The following is a 14,543-nucleotide window of genomic DNA, read 5'->3' as shown; positions in this document are numbered from 1 at the left end:
GCTGCCTGCCCCGCCGCTTCCCAAAAAACCCGTCCCATCCCGCCTTCGCCTACCTCGCCGCGGCCGGGAGATGAACGTAGAACGATGTCGTCTCGTTCGGCACGCTCTTCGCATAAATCCGGCCCTTGTGCTGCTCCGCGATCGACTTGGCGATGGCGAGGCCCAGGCCATAGCCGCCATGCTTGCGGGACCGGGAAGGATCGACGCGGTAGAAGCGGTCGAAGATCCGCTCCAGATGCTCGGCCGGAATGCCCTCGCCCGTGTTGGTCACCTTCAGCACGATCTCGTGGTGCCGCCTCTTCAGGCTCAAATCAATCTTCCCTGGCGGCTTCGCGTATTTGACGGCATTGTCGAGCAGAATCATGACGACCTGCTTGAGCTTCTCGGCGCTGCCGCGGACGAACAGGCCGGGTTCGATCTCGTAGCCGAGCTCGAGGTTCTTCTCGAAGACGACTGCCTCCATCGTCAGCACGACGCTCTCCACCGCTTCGCTCGCGTCGACGTTCGAGAACAGCATGCCCGCCCGCGAGTCGTCCATCTCGGTGAGATAGAGCAGGTCGTTCGTCAGCGTCTTCATTCTCTCCGTCTCCGACTTGATATGGTGCAGCCACTTCGCTTGGTCGCGGATCGCGTCATCGCTGTTGGCGAGCAGCACGTCCGCGTTCGTGTTGATGACCGCCAGCGGCGTCTTCAATTCGTGGGACGCGTCGGCGATGAACCGCTTCTGCTTCTCGAACGCCTCCTTGACCGGGGCGATGGAGCGGTTCGCGAAGAAGCGGCTCGTGAAGTAGATGACGATGAGCATCGCGAGAGCGACGGCCAGGAACGTATAGATGAGGTTGGTCAAAATCTTCTGCCGGGCGGTCACGTCGAGGAATACGATCGAGTAGCCGTCGGCCTGCTTCTGCGCCTCGTACGCCCACCGCGTTCCGTCCAGGTCGAATTGGCCTTTGCCCGGACCGCGAGAGGACGCCTTGCGGACCGCCTGGGCGTAGAAGTCTTCGTCCATGTCGAAGCGGGAGTCCGTCTCCGTCACGTTCCACTGCTCGTCGGTCTTCAATGAGAAGGACACCGACCGCTCCGCCGGCGGGATCGGCTTCCCCGCGAAGCCATCCGGCATTCGCCCCCCTCCGGGATGAGGATTCCCTCGGCTGCCGTCCGGCTTCTGGTACGCGTCCGCCACCCGGCCCAGGTCCATGTCGATGTCCCGCCGAACGTTCTGATACGTAATCGTATAGATGGCCGCGAAGGCGACCAGCATCATGACCGTAATGATGACCAGATTCAAGAAGAGGAACCGGTTGCGCAGCTTCTTGAACATCAGACGTTCGCCTCCAGCACGTACCCGACGCCGCGGATCGTGTTGATCTTGACCGCCGACTGGAGGAACGCGAGTTTTTTACGAAGAAAAGAAATGTACACCTCCACGTTGTTATGCTCGACCTCCGAATCGAAGCCCCACAGCTTCTCGATGATCTGCTCCTTGGACGTCGCCGCGCTTTTTCTCGTCATCAGCAGCTCGAGCAGCTCGCTCTCCTTCAAGATCAGCTTCAGCTCCTTCCCCTGGCACGACAGCTTGAGGCTCGACGGGTGCAGCTCGATGTCGCCGTACTTGAGCGAGTCGTCCGGCACGACCTCGCCCTTGCGCCGGAGCGCCGCCCGAATCCGCGCCAGCAGCTCCCCCGTGTTGAACGGCTTGGCCACGTAATCGTCGGCCCCGTGGTCCAGCCCGGCGATTTTGTCGTCCACCTCGCCCTTGGCCGTGAGCAGAATGACGGGAGTCGCGATCCCTTCCGCGCGAATCGACTTCAGGATGGAGATCCCGTCCATCCCGGGCAGCATGATGTCGAGCAGAAGCAGGTCGTAAATCCCGCTCAGCGCGTTGTCCAGTCCCGACTGGCCGTCATGGACGGCGTCGACGGAATAATGGTTTTTCCTCAGAATCTGGGTCAGCGCCTCCGCCAGATGAATCTCGTCTTCCACGATTAATAGTCTCATGATGGCTTCCCCTTCGGTCGTTCGTCTTAGTCGTCTTAAAGCCCATTATAGGAAGCGAACCTTTAATCAACCTTAATCGTACCATCCGGCCCTATCCTCGGAACAACGAATTTTCAAGGCGTCCCCGGCATTTAAGATTCGTTAAAGGTTCCGGCTCTAAGATTACAGGCATGGAACGGCGAGCCGACAGGCGGGAAGGAAGGTGCGCAACCGATGGCGATCGAGGTATTCAACCGCTACGAGAACAAGTATCTGATGGACAGCCAAGCGTTCTACGCGATCTACAACCGGCTGCTCGAGCATATGGTGCTGGACGAATACAACGGGAACGGCAAGTTCTACTCCATCAGCAACGTCTACTACGACACCGAACGCGACAGCTTGATCCGCAGCAGCCTGGCGAAGCCGAAGTACCGGGAGAAGCTGCGCATCCGGGCTTACGGCGTCCCGGCGGCGGACGGCAAGGTATACCTGGAGCTGAAGAAAAAAGTGTTCGGCCTCGTCAACAAGCGAAGGACGGCGCTAAGGCTGAACGAAGCGTACGACTTCGTCCGGACCGGACGGGCGCCGGAGCCGAAGGACTACATGAACCGGCAGGTGGTTCGGGAGATCGAATACTTCCTGCGGCGGTACGAGCTGCAGCCGAAGGTGTATCTGGCTTACGACCGGATCGCGATGTTCTGCAAGGGCAACCGGGATCTGCGGATCACGTTCGACACGAACATCCGGTCGAGGAGGCATGACGTCCGGCTGGAGAGCGGCGATGACGGAGAGCCGCTTCTGGAGCGGGGCCAATGGCTGATGGAAGTGAAGGCGGAGAAGACGGTTCCGGTCTGGCTGTCCCGCCTGCTGTCGGAACTCCGGATGTTCCGGACGAGCTTCTCGAAGTACGGCAACGAATACAAGCAATGGGTCCGCAACGGACGACTGGAGAAGGAGAGAATTCATTCATGATCGAATCCCTGTTCACGACGACGGCGGCGACCGCGGAACTCACGTTCTCGGACGCCCTGCTCACCATCCTGGTCTCGATCGCGCTGGGCGCGGTCATTAGCTTCACGTACATGAAGACGCAGCCCGCCTATACGCAGAGCTTCACGCTTACGATGATCGTGCTGCCCGCGATCGTGGCCATCATTATTCTGCTCATCGGCAGCAACATCGCCCGGGCGTTCAGCCTCGCCGGCGCGTTCTCGATCATCCGGTTCCGGAGCGCTCCCGGCGATCCGAAGGATATCGCGTTCGTCCTGTTCGCGATGGCGGGCGGTCTCGCGTGCGGCGTCGGGGCTTACGATTACGCCGTCCTGTTCACGGTCGCGCTCTGCGCCCTGATGTTCCTCCTCAAGGTGCTGAAGATCGGAAGCAAGAAGGAGTCGCAGAAGCTTCTCAAGGTGACGATTCCCGAGAATCTCGGGTACGAGGAGGCTTTCGACGAGATTTTCAGACAGTACAACGTCGGCTACGAGTTGAGGAAGGTCCGGACGACCGAGCTGGGCAGCTTGTACGAGGTCGTCTATGCGATTACGATGGATCCCCGCACGAACCAGAAGGAGTTCCTCGACGCCGTCCGGTGCCGGAACGGCAATCTCGATATTACGCTCACGATGAATCCCCCGGCGACGCCGGACTATTAAGAGAGAGGATGATGAACGATGAGACACTCTTGGAAAATGAAGCTCGGCGCCGTTCTATTAGTCGCCGCGCTGTTGTCGGCATGCAGCGCGAAGTCCGATACGGCGGGGGACGGAGGCTCGGCGGCGACCGCGACCGCGACGGCCGGAGCGAGCGATGCCGCGGCGAGCGCGCAGCTCGCGAGCATCGACACGTCGCAGGAGGTCGAGTACGAGGCCGACGACGCCTACACGGATTGGACGGCGGCCAATCCGACGATGATCGCGCTGAGCGGAACGGGCGCGACGATCGACGGGTCCGGAGCCGAAGCGAAGGACGGCACGGTGACGATTACGGCGGCGGGCACGTACGCGGTGAGCGGGAAGCTGGACGACGGCCGGATCGTGGTCGACGTCGCCGACAAGGGCGTCGTTCGCCTCGTCCTGAACGGGGCGGAGATTCATAACGGCGACTCCTCGGCGATCTACGTCGAGGAAGCGGGCAAGCTGGTTCTGACCTTGGCGGAAGGAACGGAGAACGTCGTCTCGGACGGCGCGGAATACGTCTTCCCGGACGCCTCGACGGACGAGCCGGACGCGGCGATCTTCAGCCATGACGATCTGACGATCAACGGAAGCGGCAAGCTCGCCGTCCAAGGCAACTACAAGGACGGAATCAAGAGCAAGGACGATCTGAAGATCACGGGCGGCACGATCGCGATCCAGTCGGCCGACGACGGGCTCGTCGGACGCGATACGGTCGCCGTCCAAGACGGCGCGATCACCATCGATGCCGAAGGAGACGCCGTCAAGACGACCAACGATACGGACGAGACGAAGGGCTTCATTTACCTCCAGGGGGGCACGTTATCCGTCCAGGCCGGGGACGACGCGATCCATTCGGAGACCGCGATCAAGATCTCGGGCGGGAAGATCGATATCTCGCGAAGCAACGAGGGGATCGAGGCCCGCGCAATCGACATCTCGGGCGGCGATATCCGCGTCGTCTCGGACGACGACGGGGTGAATGCCGCGGGCGGCACTAGCAGCGAGGCCGAAGGCGGCGGCGCTGGCGGCGGCGGTGGCGGCGGCGGTGGCGGAGGCCGGCCGGGCTCGCAAGCCGATTCGGGCAACCTGCTCAAGATCAGCGGCGGCACCCTCAGCGTCGATGCCCAAGGCGACGGGCTGGACGCGAACGGCTCGATCGAGATGAGCGGCGGCACCGTGCTCGTGAACGGCCCGACGAACGACGGCAACGGCTCTCTCGACTACGACGGCACCTTCGTCATGACGGGCGGGTTCCTCGTCGCCGCCGGCAGCTCCGGCATGGCGCAGGCTTCGTCCGACGGCTCGACGCAGCCCGGAATCTTGATGACGTACTCGCAGACGCAGCAAGCCGGCACGATCGTTCGCCTCGAAGACGCGGACGGGAACGGCCTCGTTACCTTCGCGCCGTCCAAGACTTATTCGGCGGTGTTCATCAGCTCCCCGGACTTGAAGCAGAACGCTTCGTACACGCTCTACTCGGGCGGGACTTCGACCGGAACCGCGACGGGCGGCCTCTATGAAGGAGGCGACTACTCCGGCGGCACGAAGGTCGTCTCCTTCGAGACTTCCTCCGTCGTCACGTGGCTGAACGAATCGGGAGTCACCGAGGCTCGCAGCGGGATGGGCGGCCCCGGCGGCGGCAACCGGGGAGGTGGAGGCGGACGCGGCTTCGGCGGCGGCCGGATGCCGCAAGGCGGCCAGCAGCCGCCCGACGGTCAGCAGCCGCCCGACGGCCAACTGCCGGCGGACGGACAGCAAGCGCCGCAGGACGGCTCGGCGGCGGCGACGAATTCTTAAAGGGTGCGGGAGCAACGCGAAGGGGCAGCCTCTCCAAGTCGTTCGACTTGGGGGCTGCCCCTTTCGCGCCGGCTTGCAGGCGCAGGCGCCGTTCAGGCGCCGGTCAGGGAGGAGCCGGTCTCCAGCAGGGACTTCAGGCCCGACAGGACGATCGGCACGCCGTTCTCGAGAACCTTCGCGGTGGCCGCGGCCTGCTCGAATTCGTCGTGCACGACGGTGACGAGGGTCACGCCATGGAATTCCGCATGCGGATCGATCTCCCACGTCATGCGCGACGGAGAATCCCCGTCCACGCCCGGGAACGAGACGAACCGCCAGCTCAGCGTCAGCTTGCGCGGAGGGTCCAGCTCCAGGATGACGCCTTCCGCCTTCTTCGCGCCGTCTTCGCTCCACAGCTCGAAGGCGGAGTCCACCTGCCAATCCGACCGGATCGAGCAGTTGAACCAGAATTTCGATGTCTTGGCCGGTTCCGTAAGGGCCTGCCATACTTGCTCCGGCTTCGCCTTGATGGCGATCCGGTTTACGTTCCGAGGCTTCGTCGTCATATTCGTCTCCCTCTCCAATTCGTTCTGCAGGGCGGTCAGCCCGGCTGCCCACGGCTCGGCGTACTTGCTCACCCACCGGTCGTAAATCTGGCGGATGGGCACCGCGTTCAGATAATGCAGCTTCTCGCGCCCGACCTTCCTCGTAGTGATCAGCCCGGCTTCCTCGAGAATATTCAGATGCTTCATGACGCCGAACCGGGACATGTCGAGCGGAGCGCACAGCTCGTTCAGCGACCGCCCGTCCGAGGCGTGCAGAAGATCGAGGAGCGTACGTCGGCTGGGGTCCGCAAGCGCCTTGAATATGGGGTCGTCCAATCGCGACGCCTCCTTCCGGACAATGGGCGTATCCAAATGCGAATATCCCTCTTGACACGTGACCAAATGGTAACGTATGATGAGGATAACAAAAGTGACCTTGCAGTCACATGTTAACACATCCGAATCGCTTTGTCAGCCGGCGGCGGAACGATTCGGATCCCGAACTTCCCCATACCCATACGAGAGAGCGAGGATTCTTTATGAAAATCACGTTAATCGCGGGCGGCAACCGCGCCCAAGCTTCGAGCACGCGGCTTCTCCGGCATATCGAGGAGCGGCTGCTCTCCCGGCAGATCGAGGCGACGTTCGTCGATCTGTACGAATGGCCGCTGCCGCTGTTCTCGGCGGACAACTGGGACTTCCACCCGAACGTCCGGCGCATGCTGGAAGCCGTGGCGGAAGCGGACGGCCTCGTTCTCGCGACTCCGGAATATCACGGCTCTCTGTCCGGCGTGCTGAAGAACGCTCTGGATTACATGAACCCGGATCTGGTCGCGGGCAAGACCGTCCTGTCCGTCAGCTCCGCCGGCGGCCCGCTCGGCGTCAGCTCGCTCACGCATCTGCAGACGATCGTGCGCAATCTGCACGGGGTGAATAGCCCGGAATGGATCTCCATCGGCGGCGGCGCGAACTCGTTCGGTCCGGACGGCGTTCCGACGGATGAAGCGACGAGAGCCCGCGTGGAGGCGGCGCTCGGGAAGTTCCTGGAGCTGACCGGGAAGCTGGCGGCCCGGACGCCGGCCGTCAATTGAAGCGAAGGAGCCTTTTTTTAACGGCAACAGGTGACTAATTAGTAACCTATAATGAAAACAATCAAAGGAGAGGGTAAGGGATGACGAGCAAGGAGCGGAACAACGCGGAGGCGGTAAAAGCGTTTATCGAAGATCCCGCGAATCGGGAGCTTCTGGAGCGGACGGAGCAATTCTTCGCCGGGCAATGGACGGAAGCGTTCGCGGATCGGCGGTACGCCGCGGAAGAGATTCTGGCCCAGGGCGACAAGGCCGTCGCCCGGATCGCCATGACCGGCACGCACGCCGGCGCGTTCGCGGGAATCGAGGCCACGGGCCGGACGATCAAGGGGACCCAGTTCCGGGAATTCCGCTTGGAGGACGGCCGCATCCTCGAGCACCGCGGCTGGTTCGATACGGGGCTGCTGCTGCCCCAGCTGCAATCCCGGCCGTAACGGTCCGGCCGGAATCGAAGTCCGATTTTCCCATCTTCACATAAAAAAGGAGAGGTTCGGTTATGACCGCGAAGAATCCAAGCCCTGTCGAGACGGTGAGCGAGTTTATCGAGCAATTCTGGAATCGCAACGACCTGGAGTGCGTCGATCGCTATCTGTCGGACGATTACCAAGAGCTGTCCTATCAATCCAAGGAAGGCTTGAAGCAGTTCGCCGCGCGCATTCTGGAGGCGTTCCCCGACAAGCAATACGCCGTGGAAGAGATCTTCGGCCAAGGGGATACGGTTCTCGTCCGCATGACCGTGCGGGGCACGCACCGGGGGATGTTCTTCGGCAACGCGCCGACGGGACGCTCCATGGAGGTCACGCTGTATCGGAGATATCGCGCGGAGAACGGCAAGATCGCCGAGCATCGCGGCTGGATCGATATCGCGACGATGATGAAGCAGATCAAGGGCGAGTAACCCGCCCGATCCGCGGACCTCTCTCGCCGGCTAACCGGCGAGATATTCCCCGCCGTTGACATGGAGCGTCTGCCCGACCACGTACGCGGAATCCGGGGAAGCCAAGTACAGGTAGGCGGGCGCGATCTCGGCGGGCTGGGCCGCCCGCTTCATCGGAGTAACGTGCCCGTACACGGAGTAGATCTCGGGAGGGAACGTGAAGGCGACCAGGGGGGTCCACGTTCTTCCCGGCGATACCGCGTTGACCCGGATGCCCCTTCCGATCAGGGACGCCGCGAGCCCGCGGGTCAACGCGCTTACCGCCCCTTTGCTCGCCGTATAATCGACGAATCCCGGGTACCCTTCGTAGGCCGCGATGGAACTCGTGTTGATGATGGAGCTCCCCGGCCGCATATAGGGAACCGCCGCTTGGGCGAGGTAGAGCTGGGAGAAGACGTTCGTCCGGAACACGCGCTCGATCTGACCCGCGGAGATCTGCATGATGTCGGTCGTAAAGTACTGCGTCCCCGCGTTGTTGACCAGGACGTCGAGCCGGCCGAATTCGGATACCGTCCGCCGGACGGCTTGGCGGCAGAAGACCTCGTCGCCGATGTCCCCGGGAATCGCCAAGCATCTTCGTCCCAATCGCCGGACGCGCTCCTGCGTCTCCGCCGCGTCGGCGTGCTCGTTCAGGTAGACGATGGCCACGTCCGCTCCTTCGGCGGCGAACAGGTAGGCGACCGCCCGGCCGATTCCGCTGTCGCCTCCGGTAATAAGGGCGACCTTGCCTTGCAGCTTGCCGGACGGGATTCGGGAGGAGAGCTCCGATACCGGTCTTGGATTCATCAGCGATTCGAACCCGGGCTGCCCAGGCGTCCCGGGTTGATGCTGCATGGGGAACTCGAGCGGAATCTCTTCGCACTGCATAACGTGTCCGTAGGAAGGGAGCATGAATGGACCTCCGCAATTGTCATTTGTTGCAGAATATTCCATCCGAGGGAATTGGTTCGTCGGGACGATGGCCCGAAGAGTTGTCTTGTCTAACGGACGGAGCGGACGAGCCGGTGCCGCCGCTCAGGCGTCGGCCAGGCCGACCGTCATGGCGTTATACGTCCACATGATCTCCAGCACGCGCGGCGACTGGTGTTCCGCGCACCGGACGATGACGGTCACCTCCGGGAGGTTCTTCGGCATCGGCCGAAGACGGAGCCGTCTGGCGTGAATCCAGCGTATGCCGAATCCGATCCCGAAGCCGAGGATGGCGGCGGCGAGCCCGCCGAGAATAGGGCCCCAAGGCGCGATAAATCCCGTGCTGGCGCCGATGACGGCCAGACCGGTGGCGCAGGCGAAGCCCAGCTCGACTCCTTGGGAATGAAGGTCCTTCGTTCGGCTCGAGTAAGGCATCGGCACGTCGGGCTCGCCGTCCATGGCGACCACGAGCAGCTGCTTGCGCGGGATGCCGCTCCTCTCCAGCACCGAGAGCGCCTGCTCCAGGTCAAGGGAATGCCGGAAGGCGCCGATCACGATCATGAACCGGCACCTGCCCCGTCGAGAAGCCGAACCTCCGACGAGCGGTAGCGGCCGGTTAGATGTTGTCGCTGCTCCAGGGCGAAGAGCTTGTTATGCTCCAGGGTCGTCAGATAGGAATGATAGACGGAGCCCCCCATGACGGAAGGCATGAACAACAGCCAATGGGGATGAAGCACTTGATTCGCTTTGGACAGCTGTCCGATCAACAGGTACATCAAGGCTTCGTAAGCATGCGACAGCGAGGCGTATACCCACCACCAGAAGATGGCGTAGAAGGCAAGGCCGAACCGGTGGTTGTACAGCTGTCCCGTGCCCGGGAACAGGAAGGAGAACGCGATGGCGGTCAGTGGGCGCCGCTGCTCGACGTATTGGATCTCGGCGGAGAAGAGGCGGAGGCTCGGGATCGGTTCGTTCTCCATGGAGGCGAGATGGAACAGCTTGTTCTGGTTTAAAGAGGAGCGGTAGCTGTCCCAGATGGCGATCAAGTACGTAAGAAGATAGCCGAATGCCCACCGGGGCTCCAGAACGGACTTGGCTTGCTCGAATTGACCGCAGAACGAATAAATCATCGCTTCGTTAATATGCGCGAGCGTATTGATGATGACCTCCGACAGGGTGAGCAGAGTCCCTCTCAGATATTGATTAAGCAGCAAGTGCCCGAATCCGGGGAAAACGGCGGACCACCAAGCCACCATATAAGGATTCTGCCGGTGTAATTGAGTGACGCCGAATGTGCTTAGGACGGCCATCGGGCGCCGGGATGGACTCTTCATGCTCGTTAGCACCTGCCTTGAAGCCGCGATCGGGCGATCGTTCCGGCTATTCGCTTCCCCGCCGGCATATTGTTTGCATTGCCGTAAATATTATCCAGAATTTCGGGCAGCCGCCCGTTCGGCATGCGTTCCTCGCTTGAAGCATCGCAGGAAACCATCGGATCGCCCGCTTCTCCCACCTACGCAATCGGATAAGCCATGCATATTTTGTAGCAAGGACGACGATCGCGCGATCGGTCTCTTTGCCGCAAGGCATGGCTTTTTTAGGTTTGCGTGAAGGGGTTGTTGTTCAATGGCGCATACATGGTTGGTCCATCGGCTGCGAAGTCTCTATGCGGCGGCAACGGCGGAGCCGGGGGAACGTCCCCGCGGCGGACAAGCCTTCATGGGGGAACGGCAGGGTTCTCCGCCGGCGGCGTCCGCATCGGCAACGGCGAGCGGCGGGAAGCCCCGACCGCTCCCGGACGGCTCGGGCTCGGCGCCGCATTCGCCCCGAATCGTTATCGTCGGCGCGGGGCTGGCGGGACTGACGGCGGCTTATCGGTTGAAGCAGCGAGGAGTGCTCGCGACCGTCTACGAAGCCTCGGACCGGGCAGGGGGGAGATGCTGGACGAGAAGAGGCTTCTTCGAAGACGGACAGACCGTCGAGCGCGGAGGGGAGTTCATCGATTCCGGCCACCGCGAGATCCGGAAGCTGGCGCGGGAGCTCGGCCTGGAGCTGGACCATCTCGTCCGGGCGGAGCCCGCGGGCGCTCGTCCCCTCTACTCGTTCGATGGGCGTCCCTATACGTACGACGAAGCGGCCCGCGATTTCAAGGCGGTTCTGCCCCGGCTGCGGAAGGACTTGGAGGAAGCCGGGGATTCGACGCAGTACAATCGGTATACCCGGCGCGGATACGAGCTCGACCATCAGTCGGTCGCCGGCTACATCGACGAGATCGTGCCGGGCGGACGAAGCTCCCGGTTCGGCCGGCTGCTCGAGCTGGCATACGAGGTCGAGTACGGGGCGGACGTCCGGGAGCAGAGCGCGCTGAATCTGCTGTACCTGCTCGGCGGCGGACCGGGCGGGCGATTCCGGATCTACGGGGATTCGGACGAGTGCTTCCGCATCCGGGGAGGCAACGACCGGCTTCCGGCCGGGTTGGCCGCCCGTCTGGAGGGACAAGTATGCCTTCGCTCTCCCCTGGCCGGGATCGAGCGCGACGGGGCCGGGCGGATCCGTCTCCGGTTCCGCGGCGAAGGGAAGGAGCGGGAGGTCGTGGCGGACAAGGCGATTCTCGCGATCCCCTTCTCGGTGCTAAGGACGCTCGATTACGAGGGAGCCGGCTTCCGGCCGCTCAAGAAGGCCGCGATCGAAGAGCTGGGCATGGGGGCGAACGCCAAGCTGCACGTCCAATTCGCCCGCCGGTTCTGGCACGAGGCGGGCAACAACGGCGAGACGTTCGCGGACGTCGGCTATCAGCAGACGTTCGATTCTTCGCGGGCGCAGGCGGGCTCTTCGGGCATTCTCGCCAACTATACCGGAGGAGAGACGGCGGCGCGGAGGAAGGCCGGGACGGAGGAGACCGTCCGGGCGACGGCCGATTTTCTGAACAAGCTGGATCTCGTCCTGCCGGGAGGCTCCGAATGCTGGAACGGCTTATCGACGCTGGACACTTGGTTCTGCAACGAGTGGTCCCGAGGAGCCTACTCGTATTGGAAGGTCGGCCAGTATACGAAGTTCGCCGGCATGGCGGGGGAGCGGGAAGGCAATATCCTCTTCGCGGGAGAGCATACCTCCGTCTTGCATCCGGGCTACATGAACGGAGCCGTCGAATCCGGGGAGCTCGCGGCGCGGGAGATTCTGCGGGATCTCGCCGCCGGCCGATAGGCGAAGGCGTTATCGCCGCCTCAGGCGGCCGCCTCCGCGAACAGGAGGCTTACCTCTTCCGCGGACAGCGGCTTATGGAAGTAGTACCCTTGAATCCAGTCGCAGCCATGGTTCTTGAGGAACAGGTACTGCTCCTCCGTCTCGACTCCTTCCGCGATAACCGTCAGCCTCAGGCTGCTCGCCATCGCCAGAATGGCCTTGACGATCGAAGCCCGGTCGGAATCGGCCGACACTCCGCTGATGAACGTTTGCGCGATTTTCAGCGCATCCACTTGGTAGAGCGTCAGGTACGCGAGGGAGGAATACCCGGTCCCGAAGTCGTCCATGGAGACGAGCACGCCGATTCGCTTGAGAGCAACCAGCTTCTCGACGGTCTCGCGCACGTCTTGAATGGCGATTCCCTCCGTAATCTCGAGCACGAGCCGATCCGGCGGAAGCCCCGTCTCGTCCAGGACGGAGGAGACGACCTCCACGAAGTTCGCTTCGCTGAATTGGCGGGGCGAGAGGTTGACCGACATGTGGAACTCCGGAGCGCCCGCGTCCATCCACCGCTTCGCTTGCCGGCAGGCGGTGCGGATCACCCATTCGCCGATCGGCACGATCAGGCCGGTCTCTTCCGCGAGCGGGATGAATTCCGCGGGGGACACCATGACGCCCGGCTGCTTCTGCCAGCGGATGAGCGCTTCGACGCCGACGAGCTTCCGGCTGGCGGCATCGACTTGCGGCTGATAATGAAGAACGAACTCGTCGCGCTCGATCGCCTTGCGAAGCTCGGTCTCCATCGCCATCTGGAGCGACAGAACCCGGTCGAACCGCTCCGAATAGAATACGGCCCGGTTCTTGCCCTGGGACTTCGCCTTGTACAAGGCGATGTCGGCGCTCTTGAGCAAGGAGGCGACGGTCGTTCCGTCCTTCGGGTACACGGCGACTCCGACGCTGGCCGTCGCCCGGAACCCGTCCGGGCCGAACGGGTACGGCCGGCCGATCTCGCCGAGGACGCGTTCGGCCAACTCCCTGAGCTCCCGCTCGGAGCCGAGTCCCCTGCACAGCATCGTGAACTCGTCGCCGCCCATGCGGGCGACGAAGTGACGTCCTCCCGCCAGCTTCGTCAGCCTCTGCGCGACCTCCAGCAGGAGCGCGTCGCCGGCCTCGTGGCCGAAGCCGTCGTTCACGTATTTGAACCGGTCGAGATCCAGGAACAGGACGGCCAGGCTCCGCTCCCCGTCCGCCGCCCGGTTCGCCGCTTCAAGGTCCTCCGACGCCTGCTTCTCGAAGAAGCGGCGGTTCGGCAGCAGCGATAGAGGGTCATAGAGGGCCAGGGCTTCCGTCTTGCGCAGCGTTCGCTGAAGCTTGGCCATCAGCGCGTCGTTCTCGAGCAGAACCGTGACTTGGCGGACGACGACGAGCGTCAGGATCGCCATGCTCGCGAGGAAGACGGCGTTCAGCGAATCCGCGTCCGTCTGGACGACCGCGAAGGCGAGCAGCGCGATCAGGCCGCCGTACAACAAGAGGTACTTCAGCTTCGGGTTCGCTGCGTCGTCCTTCGGCCTGCGGGAGCCGTCGGGCAAGGCGGTCGTGGAGCGGGAGCCGGCCAGGACGAGGAACGGGACCATGGCGGCGTACAAGGGATCGACCCAGCCGCCGATCCGGTAGGTATCCGAAGCGACCTGGAACAGATAGGCCGCATCCGCGACGACGTACACGATGAAGCCGGAGACGAACGGAACGAAGACGCTTCGGGGATAGGGGAAGCAGCGGTCGCAGTACAGCATGAACAAGCTGCACAGAATGGCCAGGTCGGAGACCGGGTACGACGCCGTCGCGGCGACGGCCCGCCAGCCCTCGGCGGCCAGCAAGGAGCCGAGCTGCGGACGGATGACGAATTCCCAGCCGATCGTGCCGACGACCGTCACGACGATGGCCGTATCGAACAGGAAGCGGATTCCCCGCTTCACTCCGCTCTCCTTCGCCAACAAGTAAGCGAGAGCGCTTACATAGAGCGCGCTTTGCAGGCTCCACAGCGCATCCCCGACGCTCGCGGTCGGGGCCTGGATTCCCAGAGCCGCATCGTAGACGGCCCAGGCCAGCAGCGCGAACGCATAGCATAGGCCTCCCCAGGATAAGAGGCTCCAGAACAGGCGGTGATGGTTCCGGTGGGCGCGGGCGATCCGCCGCAGGGCGAAGAAGGAGAAGAAGTAGGGAAGGGTCTCGATCGTCAGGATCAGAACCGTCCGATCGCTTATTAGAGGAAACAAAGCGTACTGAAGCAAAACAAAGCCTCCGAATACGCTCAGTAAAACTTGGTGCCGGCTCAGCATCGTGGCCATTGTCCGCTCACTCCCCGGGTGACTGTTTGTCCGCAAACGCTGGGTGGACTAGGCCGAATGGCCTACCATCTATCCATCTTGGTACCCAATATAAACCAATT

At 62.8% G+C, this 14,543-nt stretch carries 14 protein-coding genes; 7 read left to right on the top strand and 7 right to left on the bottom strand.

The window, feature by feature from the left end:
• Positions 1–49: 49 nt before the first annotated feature.
• Together H7B90_RS20930 and H7B90_RS20925 are read right to left on the bottom strand one after the other, a co-directional pair.
• Positions 50–1,321, bottom strand: a complete 1,272-nt coding sequence (locus H7B90_RS20930; RefSeq protein ID WP_185137836.1) for a sensor histidine kinase — start codon at positions 1,319–1,321, stop codon at positions 50–52.
• Entirely contained in the window at positions 1,321–1,998 is a 678-nt protein-coding gene (locus H7B90_RS20925; RefSeq protein WP_185137835.1) for a response regulator transcription factor, read from the bottom strand. The genes H7B90_RS20930 and H7B90_RS20925 overlap by 1 nt, the downstream gene beginning before the upstream one ends.
• Positions 1,999–2,211: 213 nt before the next feature.
• On the opposite strand from H7B90_RS20925, the gene H7B90_RS20920 reads away from it, so the two are divergent.
• From H7B90_RS20920 to H7B90_RS20910, 3 genes are read left to right on the top strand one after another with little or no spacing between them, the layout of a single operon-like run.
• Positions 2,212–2,952, top strand: coding sequence for a polyphosphate polymerase domain-containing protein (locus tag H7B90_RS20920; protein WP_185137834.1), 741 nt, complete (start codon positions 2,212–2,214; stop codon positions 2,950–2,952).
• Positions 2,949–3,632: a DUF4956 domain-containing protein gene (locus H7B90_RS20915; RefSeq protein WP_185137833.1), complete on the top strand. Its 684-nt coding sequence runs from the start codon at positions 2,949–2,951 to the stop codon at positions 3,630–3,632. Before H7B90_RS20920 ends, H7B90_RS20915 begins: the two co-directional genes overlap by 4 nt.
• Before the next feature lie 18 nt (positions 3,633–3,650).
• Positions 3,651–5,453, top strand: a complete 1,803-nt coding sequence (locus tag H7B90_RS20910) for a carbohydrate-binding domain-containing protein (RefSeq protein ID WP_185137832.1) — start codon at positions 3,651–3,653, stop codon at positions 5,451–5,453.
• 92 nt (positions 5,454–5,545) lie between these two features.
• Here H7B90_RS20910 and H7B90_RS20905 read toward each other — a convergent pair whose 3' ends face one another.
• Entirely contained in the window at positions 5,546–6,313 is a 768-nt protein-coding gene (locus H7B90_RS20905) for an ArsR/SmtB family transcription factor (RefSeq protein WP_185137831.1), read from the bottom strand.
• Between the two features lie 203 nt (positions 6,314–6,516).
• Here H7B90_RS20905 and H7B90_RS20900 point away from each other — a divergent pair, with 203 nt between their 5' ends.
• The 3 genes from H7B90_RS20900 to H7B90_RS20890 all read left to right on the top strand — a co-directional run bounded on the left by H7B90_RS20900 (position 6,517) and on the right by H7B90_RS20890 (position 7,963).
• A complete protein-coding gene (locus H7B90_RS20900) occupies positions 6,517–7,068 on the top strand; it encodes an NADPH-dependent FMN reductase (protein ID WP_185137830.1) in 552 nt (183 codons plus the stop codon).
• 80 nt (positions 7,069–7,148) lie between these two features.
• Entirely contained in the window at positions 7,149–7,499 is a 351-nt protein-coding gene (locus H7B90_RS20895; RefSeq protein WP_185137829.1) for an ester cyclase, read from the top strand.
• Positions 7,500–7,561: 62 nt separating this feature from the next.
• On the top strand, positions 7,562–7,963 hold the full coding sequence (locus H7B90_RS20890) for an ester cyclase (RefSeq protein ID WP_185137828.1): 402 nt from the start codon (positions 7,562–7,564) through the stop codon (positions 7,961–7,963).
• 30 nt (positions 7,964–7,993) lie between these two features.
• On the opposite strand, the gene H7B90_RS20885 is transcribed toward H7B90_RS20890, so the two are convergent.
• The 3 genes from H7B90_RS20885 to H7B90_RS20875 form a co-directional block, all read right to left on the bottom strand.
• Positions 7,994–8,893, bottom strand: coding sequence for a glucose 1-dehydrogenase (locus H7B90_RS20885; RefSeq protein WP_212961038.1), 900 nt, complete (start codon positions 8,891–8,893; stop codon positions 7,994–7,996).
• 123 nt (positions 8,894–9,016) lie between these two features.
• Complete coding sequence (locus H7B90_RS20880; RefSeq protein ID WP_185137827.1) at positions 9,017–9,472, bottom strand: hypothetical protein; 456 nt, start codon at positions 9,470–9,472, stop codon at positions 9,017–9,019.
• On the bottom strand, positions 9,469–10,245 hold the full coding sequence (locus tag H7B90_RS20875) for a hypothetical protein (protein ID WP_185137826.1): 777 nt from the start codon (positions 10,243–10,245) through the stop codon (positions 9,469–9,471). Before H7B90_RS20875 ends, H7B90_RS20880 begins: the two co-directional genes overlap by 4 nt.
• A gap of 292 nt (positions 10,246–10,537) precedes the next feature.
• Between H7B90_RS20875 and H7B90_RS20870 the strand changes: the two genes are divergently transcribed.
• The gene (locus H7B90_RS20870) at positions 10,538–12,115 is read left to right on the top strand and encodes a flavin monoamine oxidase family protein (RefSeq protein ID WP_185137825.1); all 1,578 of its coding nucleotides are present in this window, start codon (positions 10,538–10,540) and stop codon (positions 12,113–12,115) included.
• A 20-nt stretch (positions 12,116–12,135) separates the two neighbouring features.
• On the opposite strand, the gene H7B90_RS20865 is transcribed toward H7B90_RS20870, so the two are convergent.
• Positions 12,136–14,442, bottom strand: a complete 2,307-nt coding sequence (locus H7B90_RS20865; RefSeq protein ID WP_185137824.1) for a putative bifunctional diguanylate cyclase/phosphodiesterase — start codon at positions 14,440–14,442, stop codon at positions 12,136–12,138.
• Between the last annotated feature and the right edge of the window lie 101 nt (positions 14,443–14,543).

Source organism: Cohnella xylanilytica, assembly GCF_014212175.1.
In the GTDB taxonomy this organism is placed as follows: Bacteria; Bacillota; Bacilli; order Paenibacillales; family Paenibacillaceae; genus Cohnella; species Cohnella xylanilytica.
Note: the sequence above shows the minus strand (reverse complement) of the source record. Positions and strands in the feature narration are given on the sequence as shown.